19 protein-coding genes are annotated in these 21495 nt (G+C 73.9%); 12 read left to right on the top strand and 7 right to left on the bottom strand.

Going from position 1 to position 21495, the window contains the following annotated elements; translation table 11 throughout:
• Positions 1 to 44 precede the first annotated feature (44 nt).
• Together QSK45_RS27910 and QSK45_RS27905 are read left to right on the top strand one after the other, a co-directional pair.
• Positions 45 to 428, top strand: coding sequence for a BlaI/MecI/CopY family transcriptional regulator (locus QSK45_RS27910; RefSeq protein WP_285561656.1), 384 nt, complete (start codon positions 45 to 47; stop codon positions 426 to 428).
• Between the two features lie 209 nt (positions 429 to 637).
• Positions 638 to 1531 carry a M48 family metalloprotease gene (locus QSK45_RS27905; protein ID WP_285561655.1) on the top strand — a complete coding sequence of 298 codons (894 nt, stop codon included), beginning with the start codon at positions 638 to 640 and terminating at the stop codon, positions 1529 to 1531.
• A gap of 13 nt (positions 1532 to 1544) precedes the next feature.
• Here QSK45_RS27905 and QSK45_RS27900 read toward each other — a convergent pair whose 3' ends face one another.
• Positions 1545 to 3902, bottom strand: a complete 2358-nt coding sequence (locus tag QSK45_RS27900; protein ID WP_285561654.1) for a glycoside hydrolase family 65 protein — start codon at positions 3900 to 3902, stop codon at positions 1545 to 1547.
• The gene (locus QSK45_RS27895) at positions 3899 to 4639 is read right to left on the bottom strand and encodes a beta-phosphoglucomutase family hydrolase (protein WP_285561653.1); all 741 of its coding nucleotides are present in this window, start codon (positions 4637 to 4639) and stop codon (positions 3899 to 3901) included. Before QSK45_RS27895 ends, QSK45_RS27900 begins: the two co-directional genes overlap by 4 nt.
• 107 nt (positions 4640 to 4746) lie before the next feature.
• On the opposite strand from QSK45_RS27895, the gene QSK45_RS27890 reads away from it, so the two are divergent.
• The 4 genes from QSK45_RS27890 to QSK45_RS27875 all read left to right on the top strand — a co-directional run bounded on the left by QSK45_RS27890 (position 4747) and on the right by QSK45_RS27875 (position 9805).
• On the top strand, positions 4747 to 5406 hold the full coding sequence (locus QSK45_RS27890) for a nucleoside/nucleotide kinase family protein (protein WP_285561729.1): 660 nt from the start codon (positions 4747 to 4749) through the stop codon (positions 5404 to 5406).
• A gap of 122 nt (positions 5407 to 5528) precedes the next feature.
• Entirely contained in the window at positions 5529 to 6446 is a 918-nt protein-coding gene (locus QSK45_RS27885; RefSeq protein ID WP_285561652.1) for a MurR/RpiR family transcriptional regulator, read from the top strand.
• Between the two features lie 346 nt (positions 6447 to 6792).
• Entirely contained in the window at positions 6793 to 7155 is a 363-nt protein-coding gene (locus QSK45_RS27880; RefSeq protein WP_285561651.1) for a hypothetical protein, read from the top strand.
• 148 nt (positions 7156 to 7303) lie between these two features.
• Positions 7304 to 9805, top strand: a complete 2502-nt coding sequence (locus tag QSK45_RS27875) for a SpoIIE family protein phosphatase (RefSeq protein WP_285561728.1) — start codon at positions 7304 to 7306, stop codon at positions 9803 to 9805.
• Positions 9806 to 9837: 32 nt separating this feature from the next.
• Here the strand turns inward: QSK45_RS27875 and QSK45_RS27870 are convergent, their stop codons facing one another.
• On the bottom strand, positions 9838 to 10323 hold the full coding sequence (locus tag QSK45_RS27870) for a flavin reductase family protein (protein ID WP_285561650.1): 486 nt from the start codon (positions 10321 to 10323) through the stop codon (positions 9838 to 9840).
• A gap of 205 nt (positions 10324 to 10528) precedes the next feature.
• Positions 10529 to 11377: an ATP-grasp domain-containing protein gene (locus QSK45_RS27865; protein ID WP_285561649.1), complete on the bottom strand. Its 849-nt coding sequence runs from the start codon at positions 11375 to 11377 to the stop codon at positions 10529 to 10531.
• 593 nt (positions 11378 to 11970) lie between these two features.
• On the opposite strand from QSK45_RS27865, the gene QSK45_RS27860 reads away from it, so the two are divergent.
• The 4 genes from QSK45_RS27860 to QSK45_RS27845 all read left to right on the top strand — a co-directional run bounded on the left by QSK45_RS27860 (position 11971) and on the right by QSK45_RS27845 (position 17574).
• Complete coding sequence (locus QSK45_RS27860; RefSeq protein ID WP_285561648.1) at positions 11971 to 13125, top strand: CaiB/BaiF CoA transferase family protein; 1155 nt, start codon at positions 11971 to 11973, stop codon at positions 13123 to 13125.
• A gap of 135 nt (positions 13126 to 13260) precedes the next feature.
• The gene (locus tag QSK45_RS27855; protein WP_285561647.1) at positions 13261 to 14022 is read left to right on the top strand and encodes a TetR family transcriptional regulator; all 762 of its coding nucleotides are present in this window, start codon (positions 13261 to 13263) and stop codon (positions 14020 to 14022) included.
• A 173-nt stretch (positions 14023 to 14195) separates the two neighbouring features.
• On the top strand, positions 14196 to 14612 hold the full coding sequence (locus tag QSK45_RS27850) for a Zn-ribbon domain-containing OB-fold protein (RefSeq protein ID WP_285561646.1): 417 nt from the start codon (positions 14196 to 14198) through the stop codon (positions 14610 to 14612).
• A gap of 178 nt (positions 14613 to 14790) precedes the next feature.
• Positions 14791 to 17574 carry an alpha/beta hydrolase gene (locus QSK45_RS27845; RefSeq protein ID WP_285561645.1) on the top strand — a complete coding sequence of 928 codons (2784 nt, stop codon included), beginning with the start codon at positions 14791 to 14793 and terminating at the stop codon, positions 17572 to 17574.
• A 28-nt stretch (positions 17575 to 17602) separates the two neighbouring features.
• Here QSK45_RS27845 and QSK45_RS27840 read toward each other — a convergent pair whose 3' ends face one another.
• Both QSK45_RS27840 and QSK45_RS27835 read right to left on the bottom strand, forming a co-directional pair.
• Positions 17603 to 17992, bottom strand: coding sequence for a PPOX class F420-dependent oxidoreductase (locus QSK45_RS27840; RefSeq protein ID WP_285561644.1), 390 nt, complete (start codon positions 17990 to 17992; stop codon positions 17603 to 17605).
• Positions 17993 to 18014: 22 nt separating this feature from the next.
• Complete coding sequence (locus tag QSK45_RS27835; protein WP_285561643.1) at positions 18015 to 19193, bottom strand: MalY/PatB family protein; 1179 nt, start codon at positions 19191 to 19193, stop codon at positions 18015 to 18017.
• On the opposite strand from QSK45_RS27835, the gene QSK45_RS27830 reads away from it, so the two are divergent.
• Positions 19192 to 20220 carry a hypothetical protein gene (locus QSK45_RS27830; RefSeq protein ID WP_395484656.1) on the top strand — a complete coding sequence of 343 codons (1029 nt, stop codon included), beginning with the start codon at positions 19192 to 19194 and terminating at the stop codon, positions 20218 to 20220. The genes QSK45_RS27835 and QSK45_RS27830 overlap by 2 nt on opposite strands.
• 52 nt (positions 20221 to 20272) lie before the next feature.
• A complete protein-coding gene (locus QSK45_RS27825) occupies positions 20273 to 21103 on the top strand; it encodes an SAM-dependent methyltransferase (RefSeq protein WP_285561642.1) in 831 nt (276 codons plus the stop codon).
• 55 nt (positions 21104 to 21158) lie between these two features.
• Here QSK45_RS27825 and QSK45_RS27820 read toward each other — a convergent pair whose 3' ends face one another.
• Positions 21159 to 21344, bottom strand: coding sequence for a hypothetical protein (locus tag QSK45_RS27820; RefSeq protein ID WP_285561641.1), 186 nt, complete (start codon positions 21342 to 21344; stop codon positions 21159 to 21161).
• Positions 21345 to 21495: the final 151 nt, after the last annotated feature.

The raw sequence follows: 21495 nt of genomic DNA, 5'->3' as shown, positions 1-21495 counted from the left end.
GGACGGCCACCGGCCCCGGCCACTACGCGCTGTAAGGTTGGGCCATGGCTGGCACAGGGTCCCGGGGCAGGGCGGAACGGCGCAGCGCCGGGGAGCTGGAGAGCGAGGTGCTGGCCGCCCTCTGGGCCACGGACCGGGCGCTCACCCCGGCGGAGATCCAGGCCGGGATCGGTGGCGGTCTCGCGTACAACACGGTGCACACCATCCTCAAACGGCTGTACGACAAGGGGCTGGTGCTGCGGGACGCGGACGGGCGGCGCGGTGCCTACCGTCCGGCGAAGAACGCGGCCCAACTGACCGCCGAGGCCATGCACCAGGCCCTGGACCGGGGACCGGACCCGATCGCCGCGCTCCAGCAGTTCGTGACCGGCCTGAGCCGCGAGGAGGAGCAGGCACTGCGCGCCCTGCTCGCGGAGGGCGACGCATGAGGGCCGGGCCACGAGGGCGCGTTCGTGGGCGACGGGCCGCCATGAGGGCGCGTTCGGCCGGGTACGGCGCATGAGACCGGGCACGTGAGGTCCGGGCCGTGAGGTCCGGTGCATGAGGTTCGATGTGCGGGGTCCCTCGGACAGGGTCCCCGCGTGAGGTTCGGCACACGAGGTTCCGCGCACGACGTCCGAAACACGAGGTCTCGCGCATGAGATTCGATGTGTACGGCCCGCTGGTGGTGTCTGTGCTGCTCGCCGTGGCGGGCCCGCTGACCGGCCGGTACGTCGCGCCGGCGGCGGCCGCGCGGGTGCTGGCCGCGGCCGCCGTGCTGACCGCCGGGGCCACCACCTGGTCGCTGGTGCTGCTCGGTGCCGCGCTGCTCGGGGACGCGCCGCCGGTGGTGCGCGAGGCCCGGGAGAACGGGCGGACGCCGACCGCCCCGGTGCCGGAGTCGATCGCGCTCGCCGCGTGTCTGGCGCTGGTGGTCGTCGCGGTGCGGGTGCACCGGGCCGTACGCGACGAGCGGCGCACGCGCCGGGCGCTGCGGCGGCTGTGCGCCGGGTACCCCGCGGACACGGAGCTGATCGTCGCGTCCTCGGCGGTGCCGCGGGCGTTCGCGATCCCCGGCCGGCCGGGCCGGATCCTGGTCACCTCGGCGATGCTCGGCGCGCTCCGCCCCGAGGAGCGGCGGGTGCTGCTCGCGCACGAGCGGGCCCATCTCGCCCACCGGCACGGTCTCCTGGTGACGGCGGCCACGCTCGCGGCGGCGGCCGACCCACTGCTGTGGCCGGTGCGTTCGGCCGTCGTCTACCTGGTGGAGCGGTGGGCCGACGAGCAGGCGGCGGCCACGGTCGGCGACCGTCGTACCGCCGCCCGCGCGCTGGCACGGGCCGCGCTCACCGCGGGGCCGGCCGCCCCGGGTCACGCGCTGTACTTCGGCGACCGTGCCGTCACCCGCCGCATCACCGCCCTCCGGGCCGGGCCGCCGCCGAGCCTGTGGTCCGCCGCGCTGGCCGTCGTCGCCCTGAGCACCCTGCCGCCGCTGCTGGCGGCCGATGCCACGGGCGACCTCTTCGGGCTGCTGACGGGCAGGCCGCACTGAGCGGGCAGGTCCGTCACGAGGACCCGTTCGGCGCACGGTGCCGCGGCTGCTCCGGCGCCGGCCGGCGCGCGGCCGGCGGTACGGCGCGGACGGCCGGCTCGGCCGTGGTCACCGTCACGGACTCGCCGTGGTGCCGCAGGGTCAGCGGGGGCCCGTCCAGCAGCGCGTATGTCGTCTTGTCCGCACCGATCTCCACCCGCAGCCGCCGTCCCCGGAACTGCACGTGGAAGGCGAGCCGGGCGAGCCGTTCGGGCAACCGGGGCGCGAAGCGCAGCCGTTCGCCGTCGCGGCGCATCCCGCCGAAGCCCGCCACCAGCGCCATCCAGGTACCGGCGAGCGAGGCGATGTGCAGCCCGTCGCGGGTGTTGTGCTCCAGGTCGTGCAGATCCATCAGGGCCGCCTCGGCCGTGTAGTCGTAGGCGAGGTCGAGATGGCCGGTCCGGGCGGCGACGACGGCCTGGCAGCAGGCGGACAGGGAGGAGTCGCGCACGGTCAGCGGCTCGTAGTAGGCGAAGTCCCGGGCGATCTGCTCCTCGTCGTACCGCTCGGCGAAGTAGCCGTCGCAGGTGTACAGGGCGAGCACCAAATCGGCCTGTTTGACGACCTGTTTGCGGTAGAGGTCGAAGTACGGGAAGTGCAGCAGCAGCGGGTACTGGTCGGGCCGGGTGCCCTCGAAGTCCCAGCGCTGGTAGCGGGTGAAGCCGGAGTGCTGTTCGTGGACGCCGAGTGCGGCGTTGTACGGCACGTGCATCGCCGCCGCGGCGTCCCGCCAGGCCGCGCCCTCCTCCTCGTCCACGCCCAGCCGGTCGGCCACGCGCGGATGGCGTTCGACGGCATCGGCGGCTGCCAGTAGATTCTGACGTGCCATCAGGTTGGTGTAGATGTTGTCGTCGGCGACCGCACTGTACTCGTCGGGGCCGGTGACACCGTCGAGATGGAACACGCCGTGCACGTCGTGGTGGCCGAGCGAGCGCCACAACCGGGCGGTCTCCACGAGCAGTTCGACCCCGGCCTCGCGTTCGAAGGCGGTGTCGCCGGTGGCCTCGACGTAGCGGACGACGGCGTCGGCGATGCCGGCGTTCACGTGGAAGGCGGCGGTGCCGGCCGGCCAGTACGCCGAGCCCTCCGGTCCGGCGATGGTCCGCCAGGGGAACGCGGCCCCGGCGAGCCCCAGCTGGGCGGCTCGTTCACGGGCCTCGTCCAGGGTGGTGTACCGCCAGTGCAGCGCCTCGGCGACGGCCGCGGGCGCGGTGTGGGTGAGCACCGGCAGCACGAACATCTCGGTGTCCCAGAAGGCGTGCCCGTCGTAGCCGGAACCGGTCAGACCCTTCGCGGGTATCGCGCGCCGCTCGGCGCGCGCCCCGGCCTGGAGTACGTGGAACAGGGCGAACCGCACGGCCTGTTGGATCTCCTCGTCGCCGGTGACCTCGACGTCGGCGCGCGCCCAGAAATCGTCCAGGCAGGCCCGCTGGTCGGCGAGCAGGCCGGGCCAGCCGTCGTGGGCGGCGGCCGCGAGCGCGGCGTCGACTTGGTCGGCCATCGCGGGCAGGGAGCGTGAGGCGGACCAGCCGTGGGCGACCAGCTTCTCCACCCGCAGCGTCTGACCGGGCTCCAGGACGGAGGTGACGGTCAGCCGGGCCAGGTCGGTGCCGCTCTCGCTGCGGGTGGTGGTGCGTTCGGGTCCGCTGACGACATGGTCGGCGGCGACCGCGACCCGCAGGCCGCTGCGCCGGGTCCGGTGCACCAGGCGCAGCCGGTTGCCCGAGGCGAGGTGGTCCTCCTGCTCCAGGGGCGACCGGAGCGCCATCGCGGCGCGCGGGTCGCCGTCGGAGTCCGGCAGGCTCTCGTTGGCGACCAGCTCGGACTGGATCACCACCCGGCTGCGGGCGTCGACGGCCTCCACCTCGTACGCCACGGCGGCCACGGCGCGCTGGGTGAGCGAGACGAGCCGGGTCGAGCGCACCCGGACCGTGGAGCCGGCCGGGGAGGTCCACTCGCAGGTGCGCTCCAGCACCCCGCGGCGCAGGTCGAGGACCCGCTCGTGGGCGGTCAGGCGGCCGTAGCGCAGGTCGAACGGCTCGTCGTCCACGAGCAGTCGCAGCACCTTGCCGTTGGTGACGTTGATGACGGTCTGGCCCGACTCCGGATAGCCGTACCCTGCCTCCGCGTAGGGCAACGGGTGCACCTCGTGCACGCCGTTGAGGTAGCTGCCGGGCAGTCCGTGCGGTTCGCCCTCGTCGAGGTTGCCGCGCCAGCCGACGTGGCCGTTGGACAGCGCGAACACGGACTCGCTCTGGGCGAGGACGTCGAGGTCGAGGGCGGTCTCGCGGACGGCCCACGGCTCCACGGCGTACGACCCCTGGGTGATCACCGCTTGCCTCCCAGCTCGGTGAGGTCCTTCACGACGACGCTCGCGCCGTGCGCGTAGAGGGCGTCGCCCTGGCCGACCCGGTCGAGGCCGACGACGTACCCGAAGCCGCCCGCGCGGCCCGCGTCCATGCCGGCCAGGGCGTCCTCGAACACGGCGGCCCGGGACGGTTCGACGCCGAGGTCGTGGGCGGCGGCGAGGAAGGTGTCGGGGTGCGGCTTGCCCGGCAGCCTCCGCTCGGCGGCCACCACGCCGTCGATCCGTACGTCGAAGAAGTGCTCGGCGCCCACGGCCCGCAGCACGTCGCGGCAGTTGGCGCTGGAGGAGACGATCGCGGTGCGCAGCCCTTCGGCCCGCACCGCCTCCAGGTAGCGCAGGGTGCCCTCGTACGCCTCGACGCCGCCGGTGCGGATCCTCTCCAGGAGAAGTTCGTTCTTCCGGTTGCCGAGGCCGTGCACGGTCGGGGCGTCCGGCGGGTCGCCCGGGGTGCCCTCCGGCAGATGGATGCCGCGCGAGTCGAGGAAGGCGCGCACCCCGTCGGCGCGCGGACGGCCGTCGACGTACTCGTCGTAGTCGGCGACCGCGTCGAACGGCCTTGTCCCTGGGCCCTCCTGGGCGCGCAGGAACGCGTCGAACGTCTCCTTCCACGCGGCCGCGTGCACCACGGCCGTCTTGGTGACGACGCCGTCGAGATCGAAGAGGCAGGCCTGGATGTCGTCGGGCAGACCGAGCTGAGTCATACCGAGGACTGTTCCCCATGAGCGGCGCTCCACCGGGTGTCCCGCGCCACAGGTTCTCCCGGTTCCGGGGTGGCACACTCTGCGGTGTGCCGCCGACCTCGCCCCCCGTGGCCCCGACCTTCGACGATCTCCTCGCGCGCGCCCGCGCACTCCCCCGAGGCGGCCGACGCGCCCTGCTCGGCATCACGGGCGGCCCCGGCGCGGGCAAGTCCACCCTGGCCGAGCGGTTGGTGCGCGCCCTGGACGCCGACGGGCGCGCGTGGGTCGCCCATGTCCCCATGGACGGCTTCCACCTGGCCGACGCCGAACTCGACCGGCTGGGCCGCCGGGACCGCAAGGGCGCGCCGGACACCTTCGACGCGGCCGGGTACGCGGCGCTGCTGCGGCGGCTGCGCGAGGACACCGGGGAGGTCGTGTACGCGCCCGGGTTCGAGCGCGTCCTGGAGCAGCCGCTGGCCGGTGCGATCCCGGTGCCGCCGAGTGCGCGGCTGGTGGTGACCGAGGGGAACTACCTTCTGCTGGAAGAGGGTTCGTGGGCGCGGGTGCGGCCGTGCCTGGACGAGGTGTGGTACTGCGAGATCCCCGAGGAGGAGCGGATCCGCCGACTGGTCGCGCGGCACGAGGAGTTCGGCAAGGAGCGGGCGGCGGCCCGCGCCTGGGTGCTGGGCACGGACCAGCGCAATGCCGAGCTGGTGGCGACGACACGGGAGCGGGCGGACCTGGTGGTTCCGGTCGGCGCGCTGCCGCCGGATCGCTCGGCCGGCTAGCGGCGCCGTTCGCCCCGGGGCTCGCGCCTGTGTTCCGGTTCGCTCGATTGCTGCTCAACCCGCTGGTCACGGCCCTGGGTGAGTTATGTTGAGTGCTCGTGGGAGACAAAGGAGACGGACCGGTGCCCTCGCCGCAGCAGGCCCGCGCACAGGCATCAGCGATCACCTCGGGCAAGACCGCTCCGGAGGTCGAGGCGGCCCCGACCTCCCAGCTCAGGGAGCTGTTCGACGGCCCCCGCCTGTCGCCGGGGCAGCGCCGGATCGCCCAGTACCTGATCGAGCACATCACCGAGGCCGCGTTCCTGTCCATCACCGAACTGGCGGACCGGGTCGGGGTGAGCCAGCCCTCCGTGACCCGCTTCGCCGGCGCGGTCGGCTTCAGCGGCTATCCGGCGCTGCGCGAGCGGCTCCAGTCGATCGCCCTGAAGGCCCTGGCCGGCGGGCCCGGGGAGCCGAACCGCGCGAACGAGCTGCAAGCGGCCGTGGACGCGGAGATCGCGAACCTGGAGAACCTGCGGCGCGACTTCGCCGACCCGGACCGGGTGATCCACATCGGCCGCGAGCTGTCCCGCTCCACCCCACTGACCGTGCTGGGCCTGCGCATCTCGGAGTCGCTGGCCGAGTACTTCGGGTACGCGGCGCGTCGCATCCACCCCGACGTACGGCTGGTGACGCGGGGCGGCAGCGTGGCCTACGACGCGCTGCTCCAGTCCCGCGAGGCGGGCGGCAGCTGGGTGCTGGCGTTCGCCATGCCCCGGCACTCCCACGAGACCCTGCAAGCGGTCCGGGTGGCGCACCGCGCCGGTCTGAAGGTTGCCCTGATCACCGATCTCGCGCTCGGACCGGTGGCCGACGAGGCGGACGTCACCTTCGCCACCGGCACCGGTTCCCGGCTGGTCTTCGACTCCTACGCCGCGCCGGGCGTGATGGCGGCGGCGCTGCTCCAGGCGATGACCGACGCGGATCCGGAGCGGACGCAGGCGCGGCTGGAGAAGTACGAGCAGGTGTCGGAGCAGCACCAGTTCTTCGTCAGGGACTGAGCCTCTCCTCGGGCTTTCCCGAAGCGACCGCCGGTCCTGCGGCGGCACCCTCACACTCGTGAAGATCTTGCGGTCACCGATCGCCCCTAGGTGGATCTTTCACCCCATATCGCGCATGAATGTTTTCATACGTCTTGCAAACTGCTCGGTATATATAAATACTCTGCTGGCGGAACGCCCGCGCGAACACCCTCCAACGCCGACCCCTACCCGTATCGGCGCCCCGGGGGTGTCCGGTGGTGCGGCGCCCCTGTGCCGCACCAGGGGCGGCCCCGGTCATCCCCTAGACCGGGGCCGCCCGCATCTCGTCGGACCACCCTCACGACGCCGCAGACCGGAAGTGACCATGCAACTGACCAGCACGCGCATCAGTCCCGACTGGCCCTGCCAGGTCAAGACCCCGGGCTCGTACGACTGGGAGCGCTCGGCCGCCAAGTGGCTGCGCGAGCTGATCCCCGCCCGCTACGCGAGTTACCCGGCCCTGATCCGGCACCCCGTGCTGCTCGCCCGGCACGCCCAGATCCAGGTCGACCAGGAGGTCCGGGTCGCCCGCACCGCGCTGCAGACCGCGCGGGCGGAGCTGCCGACGCTCGGGCTGCCCGAATCGGTCATCGAACACACGATCAAGATGTACGCCGCCGAGGTCCTCCAGCTCCAGCACATCGCCCGCAGCGTCCGCGCGGTCAGCACCGCCCTGGGGCGCCGCTGAGGCGATTCCGCCCGGTCGTCGCAGGCCCACGGGTGGGCCACCGGGAAGGGCGGACGGAGGGCCGTAGCGCCTCGGCCACCGCGGACGAGTGATCGAACGCCCCCGAATGTGCGATGCTCAACGCGTGACGAGCGAGTCCGTGCCCCCGATGGACGACCCCGGAACGGGCGCCGACAGCGCGGCGCTGGCCAAGGTCGTGGCCCGTCAGCGCGCCGAGCTGGAGCGGCTGCGCGACCTCGTCGCGACGGCGGCGGTCCTCGAGCGGGCCAAGGGTGTCCTGATGGCGGTCACCGGCTGCGCCCCGGACGCCGCCCACGAGGAGCTGCGCCGCCGCGCCGAGGACAGCGGGCGCACCCTGATCGAACAGTGCTGGCTGACGCTGGGCTCCCTCCCGCCGCCCCCGGAACAGCCGCCTCCCGCGGCCCCGGCACCCGCGCCCCCGGCATCCGCCCCGCGCACGACCCCGTCCGCCGGCACCCCGGAGATGGCGGAGGTACTCGCGCGAACGGGCCGGGACCTGCTCCGGGTCGACTCGCCGCACGAGCTGGCCGGGCGGCTCCTGGACCACCTGGCACCGCGGGTGCGGGCCGACGCCGTGCTTCTGTACGAGCGGCGGGCCGAGGGCGGTCTCGAACTGGTCGGCCATGCCGGGATCGACGCGCACTTCGCCGGCCAGTGGCGGCATGTGCCCCCGCTGGACAGGGTGCCCGCGTTCGAGGCCCTGGTGGCGGGCGAACCCCTGTGGCTGGAGGACCTGGCGGCCGACCGCACCCGCCATCTGCTGCTCGGTGACCTGGCCGAGCGGTGGCGGAGCCGGGTCTGGCTGCCGGTGCCCGTCGGGGGAACCGCCCGGTTCGCCCTGGGGGTGATGCGCCGGTGCGGCGGGCCGTTCACGCCGCCGGAGCGCCAACTGATCGTCGCCGCCGCCCGGTTGTGCGCGGGACGGCTGCGCGCCTTCGACACCGCGCGGGAGGCGCCCGGCGAACTCGGCGTCGCCCGGACCGTGCAGGCGGTGTTCGACGCGCTGCCGGGGGCCGCGATGCTGCTGACGCCGCTGCGCACCGCCGCCGGTGAGGTGGAGGACTACCGGATCGACGCGGCCACCCCGCAGGCGGTCGACGTGTCCGGCCGCACCGGCCGGGACATGGTCGGCCGGCGCATCCTGGAAAGCTACCCGTCGGTCGCGGGCGAGCCGCTGTGGCGGGGCTACCTGGAGACGCTGGAGACCGGGGTGCCGTTCGAGAGCGAGCCGTTCGCCTATCAGGACGTGTCCGACGGGCCGGCCCTGACTGGTACCTTCTCGGTGCGGGCCGCCCCGCTGGGCGGGGGCCTGCTGGTGTCCTGGCTGCGGCTCGACCCCCAGGACCGGCAGGAGCAGCGCCTGGCCGACGTGCAGCGGCTCGGCAACCTCGGCTGGGCGAACTGGAATCTGGTCACCGGGCAGATCTCCTGGTCCGCGCAGGCCCACACCGTTCTCGGGCGGGACGTCGAGCAGGGGCCGATGGAGCTGGCGAAACTGCCGGAGCTGGCGCTGCCGCAGGACGCGGAACCGCTGGCCGCCGCGATCACCGGACTCGTGCGCGAGGGGCGGGCCTTCGACGTGCCGTTCCGCGTCGAGGGGCCCGAAGGCGTACGGCATCTGCGGCTGGTCGCCGAGGCCGTCAGCGATCCGGACGGTACCCCGGCCGAGGTGCACGGCTTCGTGCAGGACCTCACCGCGCAGCGCAGCGCGGAACTCGCCCTGGTCAAGAGCGAACGCACCATGCTGCTCCAGCGCGGGGTCCTGCAAGCAGAACGGGCGCTCGCCGCCCGGCTCCAGCACGCCCTGCTGCCCCTGCCCAGCAAGCCGGTACGGCTGGCCGGGCTGCGCGTCGAGGTCGCCTATCTGCCCGCCCAGTCCGGGATCCACGTCGGCGGCGACTGGTTCAGCGCCATCGAACTGCCCGAGTACGACGCGCTGTTCGTGGTCGGCGACGTGGCCGGGCACGGCATCGACGCGGTGGCCACCATGGCCCAGCTGCGGTTCACCGCCAAGGGGATGGTCAGCACCGGCACCTCGCTCACGGTCGCCCTGGCCCGGCTCAACCAGCTGCTGCTGCACTCCCGGGACAGCCAGATGACGGCGACCATGATCATGGCCCGCTACGACCCGGCCAGCCGGCTGCTGGCCTGGGCCCAGGCCGGGCACCTCCCGCCGCTGCTGGTGCGCGGGGGCGAGGCGCGCTACCTCGACCGCCCCGGCGGCATGCTGCTCGGCGCCAGCGCGAACCCGTACTACGAGTCGGCGGAGCTGCGCCTGGAACCCGGGGACCGGCTGCTGCTGTACACCGACGGCCTGGTCGAACGCCCCGGCGAGGGCCTGGACGCGGGTCTCGACCGGCTCGCGGCGGCGGTGCGGGTCCATGGCGCCGGGGGGTCCGGCTCCCTGGACGCGCTGCTCGCCGCGATGCTGGCGGACGAGCGGCGGGACGACGTGTGCGTGGTGGACATCCGGATGCCGGCACGGGCGGACGATCGTACGGAGGAACCGGTGGACGCGGCCGATGCGGCGGACGCGGTCGACGCGGCGGTGGACACGGCCACCGCAAAGGCGGCGGAGGCCGCGGCGAAGACCGCCGGGACGGGGAGGGCGGCGGGCCGGGACGAGTAGGCGCGCCTCGGGCGCCGGCCGGACGGCCCGGGTCAGTCCACGGGGTGACCGGCCTCGATGCCGACGGCGTCGGACAGCCGCAGGATGTCGCCGGACCGTCCCCCGCCCCACTCCAGGGGGTCGAGCACGAAGCCGACATGGTCGCCGCCGTCGACGCGGTGCAGGATCTCGCCGACGAACCAGGCCGCCGCGTCCCGGAGGACGACCGCGCCGCCGGGCCCCTGCGCGCAGTCGAGGCCGACGAACTTGTCGGTGTCGTCGCCGGTCTCGCCGCCGAAGAGTTCCGCGAGGGCGCGCTGGTCGCGAGTGAGCAGGTGGACGGCGAGGCAGTGGGCGGCACGGGCGACGCGGTAGGTGCGGTTGGCCTTGGACAGCCACACGGCGAACCGGGGCGGCCGGATGGAGCACTGCGAGGCGAAGCCGACGAGGCAGCCCGCCCGCTCACCGCCGGCCGCGGCCGTGACCACGCACATGTCGGGGTCGAGCCGCCCCAGGAAACCGTCCTCCGCCCGCGTCATGCCGCTCCGCTCTCCTCGCCGCCGCTCCGGGTGCCGGCGCACCGGTGGATCCGCGTGCTCATCGTCGCGTGCGCCGGTCGTCCACCGCTCCGGCGTTCCCCGCGCGCCGCTCCCGAATCGCCCCACCGGCCGAACTCACCTTCACCGGGCAGATCGCTCCACCGACCCTCGGCGACCTCGTCCGGGCGGCCGGGCGGCCGGCTGATCACCCGTCGGACCGTGCCGACGGCCCGCGCACGAACCGGCTCAGGGACGCCGTGAACGCGCCGACGAAGGCGTCCCTGTCCGCCTCCGGCAGGGCCTCCAGCGACAGATAGGGGTTGAGGTCCTCCAGCTCGACCAGCAGCAGGCCGCCGTCGGGGGCACGGCAGGCGTCGACGCGCTGGATGCCGTGGCCGAGGTCGTTCCAGTCGACGAAGCGGCGGGCGAACTCCAGGTCGGCGGCGGTCGCCGCGTACGGCTTCAGCTCCCAGCGGCGACGTGGGTCGGGGGCGTACAGGGCGTATTGGAAGTCGTCGTCCACGAAGTAGAAGGACACCTCGTAGTCGAAGTCGACGTGCGGCTGTATCAGGACGTCGTCCCCGGCGTGCGCGTCGACGCGGCTCGCGGGGACGATGCGCAGGCCGAGGGAGTCGGCGCCGAGCCGGGGCTTGACCACGTAGCGGTGCGCGGCGGGCAGCCGGTGCAGGTCCTCGACCCGGTCGACGGTCGGGATCACCGGGTACCCGGCGGCGGTCAGGTCGAGGAGGTAGCGCTTGCCGGCCATGTCCGCCTTGCCGGTGACCGGGTTGTACACCCGGCTGCCGCGTTCCAGCGCGCGTGCGCGGAAGGCGTCGTACGCCTGCTGGTAGCCGAGCACGGGGCCGCTGTTGCGGACGACGACCGCGTCGTGACCGTCCATCAGCGCCTCCGCGTCCAGCGGATGGCACAGCGCGAGATCGAAATGGGCGCGCAGCCGGGCGGTGAGGAAGATGTCCTCGTCGCAGTACCGGCGCCCGCGAGCCTGGTACGCCAGGTCGGTGACGTAGAGGACGCGGGGGCGAGCGGCGGGCATACGGGTCTCCTTGGGCGGCACTGCGAACGGCGTGGCGGCGAGGCCAAGCGCAGAAAGGTTACGCCCGACCGGTGGCGCTCCTCCGGTCGCCCGGGGTGCGGGCTCGTCGCGCTCTCCCGCAGGGGCGTGCGGGCGCGGCGCCATCGACAGATCGGCGTGTCCCACCCCCCGGTACCAGGCCATTTCGTCCAGTGCGCACCGGGCCGGTCGCCCCCAGAATGGCGGCTTCAGCCAGGCCGCCGCAGCTCGGGACACCACGGCGTGCGGGGGCGTGCCGAGAGGAGTGGCGAATTGCGGGCCATCGCAGGCAGGGGCGCGGGGCAGGGCGGAGCGGTTCGGGGGCACCGGGGGCGGCGCCACCCCGGTGTGGGGACGTGGCGGCCCGGGGGCGGTGGTGAACCGCTCGACACCGGTCGGGCCCGGCCGGGCGGAGGCGCGGTCGCGAAATGGCCGGGTGAAGGCGTGGCCGCGGGGTGGCCGCGCGAAAGCACGGCTGCGGGGTGGCCGGGTGAAGGCGTGGCCGCGGGGTGGCCGGCCGGGGAACGGGCCCGCAGGACCGCCGGGCGTCCGCGCACCACCGGAGGGACGACGTCATGACCGCCGCGAACGCGCTGCCGCTGAGCGGCGTTCTCGTCGCCGACTTCGGGCGGGTGCTCGCCGCGCCGTACGCGACGATGCTCCTCGCCGACCTGGGCGCCGACGTGATCAAGGTCGAGCATCCGGCGGGCGGTGACGACACCCGCGCCTGGGGCCCGCCGCACGCGCACGGCGAGGCCACCTATTTCCTGTCCGTCAACCGCAACAAGCGCTCGGTCGCCCTCGATCTGCGCGAGGCGGCCGACCGGCGCCGTGCCGCCGAACTGGCCCGCCGCGCCGACGTGTTGTTCGAGAACTTCCGGCCGGGGACACTGCGGAAGTACGGGCTCGGATACGACGAGGTGCGCGCCGCGAACCCGGGGATCGTGTACTGCTCGATCACCGGCTTCGGGTCCGGGCCCGGGGCCGCGCTGCCCGGGTACGACCTGCTGATCCAGGCCGTGGGCGGGCTGATGAGCGTCACCGGGGCCGCGCCCGGCGAGCCGGTGAAGACCGGGGTGGCGCTGGTGGACGTGCTCACCGGGCTGCACGCCACGATCGGTGTGCTCGCCGCGCTGCGGCACCGGGACGCCACCGGGGAGGGGCAGCACATCGAGGTCGATCTGCTGACGACCCTGCTGTCGAGCCTGGTCAACCAGTCCGCCGGATACACGCTGGCCGGCCGGGTGCCGGGCATCATGGGCAACCGGCACCCGTCCATCGCCCCGTACGAGGTGTACCGGGCCAAGGACCAGCCGCTGGTGATCGCCGTCGGCAACGACCGCCAGTTCGCGGCACTCTGCCGCGGCCTCGGCGCACCCGAACTGGCCGACGACGCGCGCTTCGCCACCAACGCGGACCGGGTGGCCCGTGTCGACGAACTGGCGGAGAGGCTGGGCGAGTTGCTCGCCGCCCGCACCGCCGCCGAGTGGTTCGAGCACCTCACGCCCCTCGGGGTCCCCTGCGGGCCGGTGAACGACCTCGCCCAGGCCTTCGCCCTCGCCGACCGGCTCGGCCTGGCTCCCCGGGTGTCGGTGGACGGCGACGACGGGTCCACGCTGGATCTCGTCGCCAACCCGATCTCCCTCTCCCGCACCCCGCCCCGGTACGACCGCCGGCCGCCCCGCCTCGGCGAGCACACCGGGGAGATCACCGACTGGCTGGACTCCTGACCGTCGGGCCCGGCGGACCCAGTGGGTTCATCGGGCCCGCCCGACCCGGCGAACACACAGCACTCAGTTCCCTCACCTTCCCGCAGATGCTGCACTGAGTGTCACAATCGGGGTCCGGGTGCTACGTTCCCGTCCATGAGCTCCAGCAGCGCGGCGCCGGCCGCGAAACCGCCGATGCGGGACGCCCTGGTCGAGGCGGCCTTCCGGCTCTTCCTCGAACGCGGCTACGAGCAGACCACGGTGGACGACATCGTGGCCCTGGCCGGGGTCGGACGGCGTTCCTTCTTCCGCTACTTCCCCTCCAAGGAGGACGTGGTCTTCCCCGACCACGAGCGCTGCCTCGCCGAGATGACCGCCTTCCTCGCCGCGGGCGGCGAGGAGCACGAGCCGGTGCGGCGGGTGTGCGACGCGGTCCGCATGGTGCTGCGCATGTACGCGGAGAACCCGGCCTTCTCCGTGCAGCGCTACCGCCTGACCCGGAAGGTGCCGGGCCTGCGGGCGTACGAGCTGTCGGTGGTGTGGCGCTACGAGCGCGCGATGGCCGAGTACCTGCGCGGCCGGTTCGCCGGCCGCCCCGACGGGACGCTGCGCGCCGACGTGCTCGCGGCCGCGGTGGCCGCGGCGCACAACAACGCCCTGCGCTCCTGGCTGCGTTCCGACGGGAAGGGCGACGCGGAGGCGACGGTGGACCACGCGCTGGAGTACGTGCGGCGCGAGTTCGGGCAGCAGGATCAGCCGGCGCCCGTCACGGGCGGCCGCACCCCCGCGGGGACCGGCCCCGTACCGGAGGAGGGGGACGGCACACGCCCCGAGGACGTGCTGGTCCTCGTCACCCGGCGGGACGCCCCGCTGTGGCGGGTGGTGCAGGAACTGGAGACGGCGCTGGGCCGCGCCTGAGCTCCGGCACCCGGGGCCGTGCCCGCGCTCGGGAAAATTCGGGGTACCGAGTACCTTTACGAGTGACACTGGGTGCCATACTCTGTCGGTCGTGCGCGGTGGCCAGGCCGCCGGGCGCACGCGTGCGGGGACGCGCACGCGGGATTCCGGCCGAGTGCAGGGAGTTGACCAGGATGTACCACCACTCAGCGATCGCTCCGCACCCGGCGGCGGGCTCCGCGGCGGGTGTACTCGATCCCGCCCCCGCGGACGCCAGGGACGCCATCCTCTTCCAGCGCTGCACCTGGTGCGGCACCGCGATGTACCACCGGCTGCTGTGCCCGGTGTGCCAGGGCAGCGACCTGCGCACCGAGCGCAGCGAGGGCGTCGGCACCGTCCGTCACTCCACGATCGTGCACCGCAACACTCCGGCGGCGCGCAATGTCTCGCTGATCGAGATGGCCGAGGGGTTCGTCGTGCGGGGCCGGGTCATGGGTCCGCCGATCGGCATCCACAGCGGCGACCGGGTGCGGCTGTCGACCGCCAAGGACCCGGTGCGCGGCGAGCCGGTCTTCCAGCTGGTGGACGAGCCGTACCGGGCCTGGACCTGACACCCGCGTACGCCCGAGCACCGCGCACCGCGCACCTGATCCTCGTACGTCCGGTCCACGCGCATGTGATCCACCGCTTCCCCCTCACAGGCAACCCACAGGCTCCGCGTTCCGTCCTCCGGGAGCGAGGGCTCCCGGGACGGCCGGGGCGCCCGAGGTCGGGGGTCGAGGAGGAACCGTGGTCCGTGCCCGGTGCATATGGGTCACCGCCGCCGCGTTATGCGCGGTGGCGGGAGCGTCTCCGGGGGTGGCGGCCGCCCAGGGTCGACCGCCGTCGGCGGCGGTGTCGGCGTCCGCGGACGGCGCTGGAGCGCTGCCGCCGGGCTGGCGGCTGACCGGCGGGGGTTCGGCGCCCCGGCTGGAGTGGCGGTCCGACCGGCCGGTGCCGATGGGCGACGCGCGCGTCGAATTCCGCTCGGGTGGACGGCTGCTGGGGGTGCCGCGGCCGGGTGGTGACGGCCGCACCTTCCGGCTGCCGCTCGACCCGGCACGGAGGAACGGGCTCGACGGGCTGCAAGCCTGGTCCGGTGGCCGCCGGCTGGACGGCCCCACGGCCGGGGCGGCGCCGGCGTCACCCGGTTCACCGGTCGAACCCGCTCCCCCGTCCCCGCTCCCCGCGAACGGCGTGGACCCGGGCAGACCGGGTCCCTACCGCACGAGGACCGGTGAGTACACCCTGAAGTCGGTGCGGCTGCCGGGTTTCGCGGCGCCGGTGGAGATGCGCGCGGTGGTCGTCGCACCCGTCGGCGCGCCCGGCGAACGGCCGCTCGCGCTCTTCCTGCACGGCCGCCACTACACCTGCTACCGGGGCAAGGACATCACCGCCGACTGGCCGTGCGGGACCGGCTACCAGCAGGTGCCGAGCTACCGCGGCTACCTGCGCGACCAGCGGCTCCTGGCCTCGCAGGGCTACCTGACCGTCTCGGTCTCGGCGAACGGGATCAACGGCCAGGACGACGAGTCGGCCGAGGACGGCGGCGCCCAGGCGCGCTCCTCCCTGATCCGGCTCCACCTGGCCCGCTGGGCCGACTGGGCCCTGCACCCCGCCACCGCGCCGGCGATCGTCCGGGACGCACCTCGTGCCGATCTGTCCCGGGTCCTGCTCGTCGGGCACTCCCGGGGCGGTGAGGGCGTCAACCGGGCCGCCCTGGACAGCCTCTATCCGCCGCCCGCCGACCAGGACGGCTATCACGGCGCGGTGCGCTGGACCGTGCGCGGCATGGTGCTCGTCGGACCGACCGTCTTCGGCCAGAACCCCGGGCCCGACGTGCCGTCCACCACGATCCTGCCCGGCTGTGACGGCGACGTCTCCGACCTGGAAGGCGAGTTGTACGTCGACGGCACGCGCGCGGTCAGCACGGGTGCCGCGCTGCACAGTGCCGTGTACGTCGTCGGCGCCGACCACAACTTCTTCAACTCCGAGTGGACGCCCGGAAAGTCGGCGGCGCCGTCCGAGGACGACTTCTACGACGACCCGGACCGTCCGGACCCGGTGTGCGGCAAGCGCGCCGCGACCCGCCTCACCGCCGACCAGCAGCACCGGGCCGGTTCGGTGTATGTCGCGGCGGCGGCACGGCTGTTCGTGGCCGGCGACGACCGGGTGCGGCCGCTGCTGGACGGCTCCGGGAGGCGGGCGCCGTCGGCGGACCCCGCACGGGTCCTCGGCCATGCCGTGGGGGCGCGCCGCGGCGGCGGGTTCCTGCCGGACGACGGGGTGTCCGTGGCCGGCGGCAGGCTGTGCGCCGCCGTGGACCCCAGCCCGGCGAAGACCTGTCTCGGCGACGACGCCCACGGCTCCTCGCCGCACTTCGCCCGGTGGGAGACCGACCGTGAGTCCGGCCGGCACGCGATCGCGCTGCGCTGGACGCGCACCGGTGCCCGGACGCGGGTGACGGCGCGGCGGCCGCTGTCCCTGTCCGGTGCCGAGGACCTGGCGCTACGGCTGTTCGTGCCGCCCAACTCCCGTGGGACGCAACTGGACGTGACCCTCACCGACACCACCGGCCACCGCGCGACGCTGGGCCGGATCCGCGCCGACGGGCTGCCCGGCAGCGAGCGGACCGCCTCCTACTGGGGCCGCGAGTTCCGGGTCCCGCTGACGGCCGCCACCCGCGCCGGGCTCGATCTGCTGTCGGTCAAGTCCCTTGAGCTGAAGGCACGTTCGTCGTCCGGACGGGCCTGGCTCGTCGACGCGTGGGGCTGGCGTCCGGGGACTCCCGAGGCCCGTGCGGCGGCGCTGCCCCGCGTGGACCTCGGCCGGCTGACGGTCGCCGAGGGCGACTCGGGTGCGCGCACCTATCACGTCCCGGTCCGGGTGTCGGGCCACGGCAGCGGCCAGGTCCGTGTCCACGTCCTCGACCCGGCCACGGGCCACGGCACGGAGCGGCTGGTGACCGTGCATCCGGGCGGCCGTGACATCGACGTACCGGTCGAGGTCGAGGGCGACACCCGCTACGGTCCGGACCGGTCGTACGACGTGCTGGTCAAGGCGGTCCACGGCGCGGTCGTCGGCTCCTACCGGGGCGGCGTCACCGTCCACGACGACGATCCCGCCCCCACCATGAAGGTCACCCCGATCGCCGCCCGGGTCACCGAGGGCCGGTCGCTCACCTGGCGGGTCTCCCTGTCCCAACCGGTCGACGTGGACATGGGCGCCGTCTTCGGCGTCACCCCGCCCGCCACCGGCCCCGAACTGTCCACGAAGGACGTCGCCGCCTCCTGGCTGCGCGACGTCTCCGGCCGGTCCCCCGACCCCGAGCGCCCGTTGTCCGAGGTGAACGGCCTCTACCTCTGGATCGACATCCCGCCGGGCCGCACCGGCACGGACATCACTCTGCCCATCGTCAAGGACCACCTCGCCGAGCCCGAGGAGTCGGTCCGCTTCCGCCAACTGGACGACACGACGGGCGAACCGCTGCCGGACGGCCTGGCGCCGACGGGGTCGGTGGTGGACGCCCCGTAGCGGGAGGAGTTCCGGGTGGCCTCGGCCGTCAGTCGCCGAGGGTCACCCGGATGCCGACCGTACCGTCCACACCGCGGCGCAGACGGCTGCCCAGCAGGGTGAGGCGGCCGAGGAGGCCGTACTTGCGGGCGATCAGGGCGCGGTAGCGGGCGGTGGTGGCGGGGTCGGCGATCTCGGCGGTGGCGGGGGTCTGGTCGCCGGTCGGATTGCCGCGCAGGTCGCAGGGGCCGACGAGGACGCCGGCGCGGTTGCGGATGCGTTTGACCTTGAAGCTGTCGGCGGCCGTCCACACGCCGAGACTCGCGCCGTCCCGGACCACCCATACCGGGGTGGCGACGGGGGTGCCGTTCCCGCGGTAGCTCGTGACCAGCAGGTACTTTCCGGCGGCGAGCCGGGCCAGGCGCGATTCGTCGTCCATGACGGGGAGTCTACGGGCTCGGTCACTTCAGGGCGGCGGCCATGCGGCGCACCCCCTCGGCAAGGATCTCCGGCGAGGTCGCGAGGTTGAGGCGTACGCGGCCCGCGCCGCCCGTGCCGAAGGGAAGGCCGGACGAGAGGGCGACGCGGCCGCGGTCCAGGAAGACCTGGGCGGGGTCGTCGCCGAGGCCGAGGGCGTGGCAGTCGAGCCAGGCGAGGTACGTGGCCTCGGCGGGGAGGGCCTGGACGGCGGGCAGGTGTTCCGCGAGCAGAGCGGTGAGCAGGCGGCGGTTGGCCTGGACCCCGGTGAGCAGGGCGTCGAGCCAGCCGGTGGCCTCGCGCAGCGCGGCGGTGTGCGCGAGGACGGCGAGGTGGCTGGCGCCGTGGCCCACCTCCTCGGGCAGCCGCGCGAGGTCGGCGGCGGCGCCGGGCCCGGCCAGGGCGAGCGCGGCCTTGAGGCCCGCGAGGTTCCAGCCCTTGGAGGCCGACATCAGGGACAGACCGCGGGCGGCGGCGGGCACGCTGAGGTACGGCACGAAGGGGACGCCTGGGGCGGTGAGCGGGGCGTGGATCTCGTCCGCGACGACCCGCACCCCGTGCCGTTCCGCCAGTTCGGCGACGGCCGTCAGCTCGGCGGCGGTGTGCACGGTGCCGGTGGGGTTGTGCGGGCTGCACAGCAGGTAGGCGGCGCGCCCGCCGCCCGCCGTGGCCCGCCGGAAGGCCGCCTCCAGCGCCGTCGGGTCGATCCGCAGATCCGCGCCGAGCGGGGCCTCCACGACGTGGCGGTCCATATGGGTGATGAACGCGAAGAACGGCGGGTACACCGGTGGGTTGACGATCACCGGATCGCCCGGTCCGGTGACCAGTCGGAGCATTTCGACCACTCCGAGCATCACGTCCGGAACGATCGCCGTGCGCTCGACCGCGATCCCGTCCCAGTGCCAGCGCCGGGCGGCGAACCCGGCGAGGGCCTCGGCATAGGCGGTGCCGGCCGGGTACCCGGTGTCGCCCAGGGCGAGCGCCTCGGTGAGGGCGTGGACGACGGGCGGGGCGAGCGGGACGTCCATCTCGGCCACCCACAGCGGGAGGACGTCCTCGGGGTAGGTGCGCCACTTCATGCTCGTACGACGGCGCAGCCGCTCCAGGTCGAGGGCGCGCAGCGGATCCGGTTCGCCGGCGGTGTCGTGCGGGAAGCTGGTCATGGGGCACAAGATAGGGGGCCGCACGGTGAGCCGGAACGGGGCGGAGGAGACGGGCGGGGCGGCGGCGCTCCGCCGGGAGGTGGCCTGTGACGAGTCGGGATCGGACGGGGAGAACCTGACCGGCGGCAACACCGAGGTGTTCGCGCACGCGAGCGTGGCGCTGCCGGTGGACGTGGCGGCGGAGTGCGTGCGCGAGATCCGGCTGCGGATCCGTTCGCCCGCGGAGGAGTACAAGGCGAGCCACCTGCTGCGGGAGAAGCACCGGGCGGTGCTGGAGTGGCTGCTGGACGAGGGCGGCCCGATCCATGGGCACGCGCATGTGCGGCTGACGGAGAAGGCGTACTTCGTGGTGGAGCGGACCGTCGAGCTGCTCCTCGGGGACGTGGCGGAGGCCCGCCCGCTGTACCGGCAGGGACCCGGTGTCTTCGGCGAGCCGGGCTGGCGGGAGTTCCTGCGCGCGGCGAACCGCCTGCTGCGCGTCCGCCCGAACGGTGATCCGCTCACGGCCGGCGATCACTTCTTCCGCACGGTCGACACGCTGGCGCAGGCGCGACCGGGCACCGAAGCGGCCGGAACCCTGCGCCGGCTGTCCGGGGCCCGCCCCCGCGCGGACGCCTACCGCGAGGGCGTCGAGGCCGCCCCTCCCCTGTTCCCGGTCCTGAACCCCCTCTTCCCGGCGATCCGGCGCACGGCCGCCCACTGGAGCGCCGACGGGGTACCGGTGACGCTGGTCCATGACCAGCAGAACGCGCTGACACCGGGCCGGATCGCGGCGATCGTCCAGGGCGCCTGGCGCGACGGGATCGCCCTCGCCGGGCTGCGGCTGGTCGACTCCCGGGACGACGCGCGCGTGCAGATCGCGGATTTCCTCGCCGGCATCGCCCGCAAGATCGCCTCCGACCAACTGGCCGGAAGCGGCGACCCGTTCCTCGCCGCGCGCCTGCGGCCGTACGTCGGCGGCTGGACGCCCGCGGGCTCGGTGCCGGAATGGGGAGGTCCGGCGGCGCGGGACAACTCGGGGGATTAGATTGCGTCTTGAAGGTTGAACTACTCCTCCAGGCACCCAGGAGCTGACGCACGTGACCGACAACCCCGCAGCCACCAACGACGTGGCGGTGTCGCTGCGCGCCCGTATCAACACCAGCCAGCCGCACACGGCGCGGATCTGGAACTACTGGCTCGGCGGCAAGGACAATTACGAGGTCGACCGGGCGGCCGGCGACCAGATCCGCCAACTGCACCCGGGCATCGGGGAGTACGCGCGCGCCGACCGGCTGTTCCTGGGGCGGGCCGTGCGGCATCTGGTCAAGGACGTGGGCATCCGGCAGTTCCTGGACGTCGGCACCGGGCTGCCCAGCGCCGACAACACGCACGAGGTGGCCCAGCGCATCGCGCCGGAGTCGCGGATCGTGTACGTCGACAACGACCCGCTGGTCCTGGCGCACGCGCGCGCCCTGCTGACGAGTACCCCGGAGGGCCGCACCGACTACCTGGACGAGGACCTGCGCAATGTGGACGCGATCCTCGAACACGCCGCGAAGACCCTGGACTTCAGCGAGCCGGTCGCGTTGATGCTGCTCGGCGTGGTCATCTTCATCGAGGAGGACGAGAAGGCGTACGGGCTGGTGCGCCAGCTGATGGACCGGCTCCCGGCGGGCAGCCACCTCGTGCTGTCGCACACGGTCACGCACCCCGCGATGCCGGACGTGGACGAGGCGGTGAAGTTCTGGAACGAGCACGGCACGCCCAAGCTGACCCAGCGCAGGCCCGCGGACGTGGCGCGTTTCTTCGACGGTCTGGAGCTGCTGGAGCCCGGCGTGGTCTCCTGCTCGCGCTGGCGCCCGGAGCACGACAACGGGGCCGCGCCGGAGGAGGTCGCGATGTTCGGCGGGGTGGCCCGCAAGGGCTGAGGACGGTCCGTGGACCCGCGACTCCCGGTCGGGGTCGCGGGTTCGCGTCGCGAGGTCAGACTTCCCGGTACGGCCGTGGGGCCGCGGCGGCCCATTCCATCACGAGGCGCTGGTACTGCTTGCGCTGCTCGGTGGTCAGCGTCCCGCCCGATCGGCGCCACAGCGCCCGGATCTCCTCGTTGACCTCCGCGGCCGATCGCTCGGAGGCGGCTTCAAGAGTGGTGGACATGCTGTGAAGCATATGCCGATCGAAGTGAAGGCGCTGTGAGCAAGTACCCCCGAATGCGGACATTTCGGACCGTGTTACTCATCACGTCAATGTGTCAAGCGGTGTGCGGGAGTTCACACCCGACCCTCACCCGGCGGCCGTACCGGAACCGCCGGGCGAGGGT

This window comes from Streptomyces hygroscopicus subsp. hygroscopicus (assembly GCF_030269125.1).
In the GTDB taxonomy this organism is placed as follows: domain Bacteria; phylum Actinomycetota; class Actinomycetes; order Streptomycetales; family Streptomycetaceae; genus Streptomyces; species Streptomyces hygroscopicus_C.
This window is presented reverse-complemented; position numbering and strand designations above follow the sequence as displayed.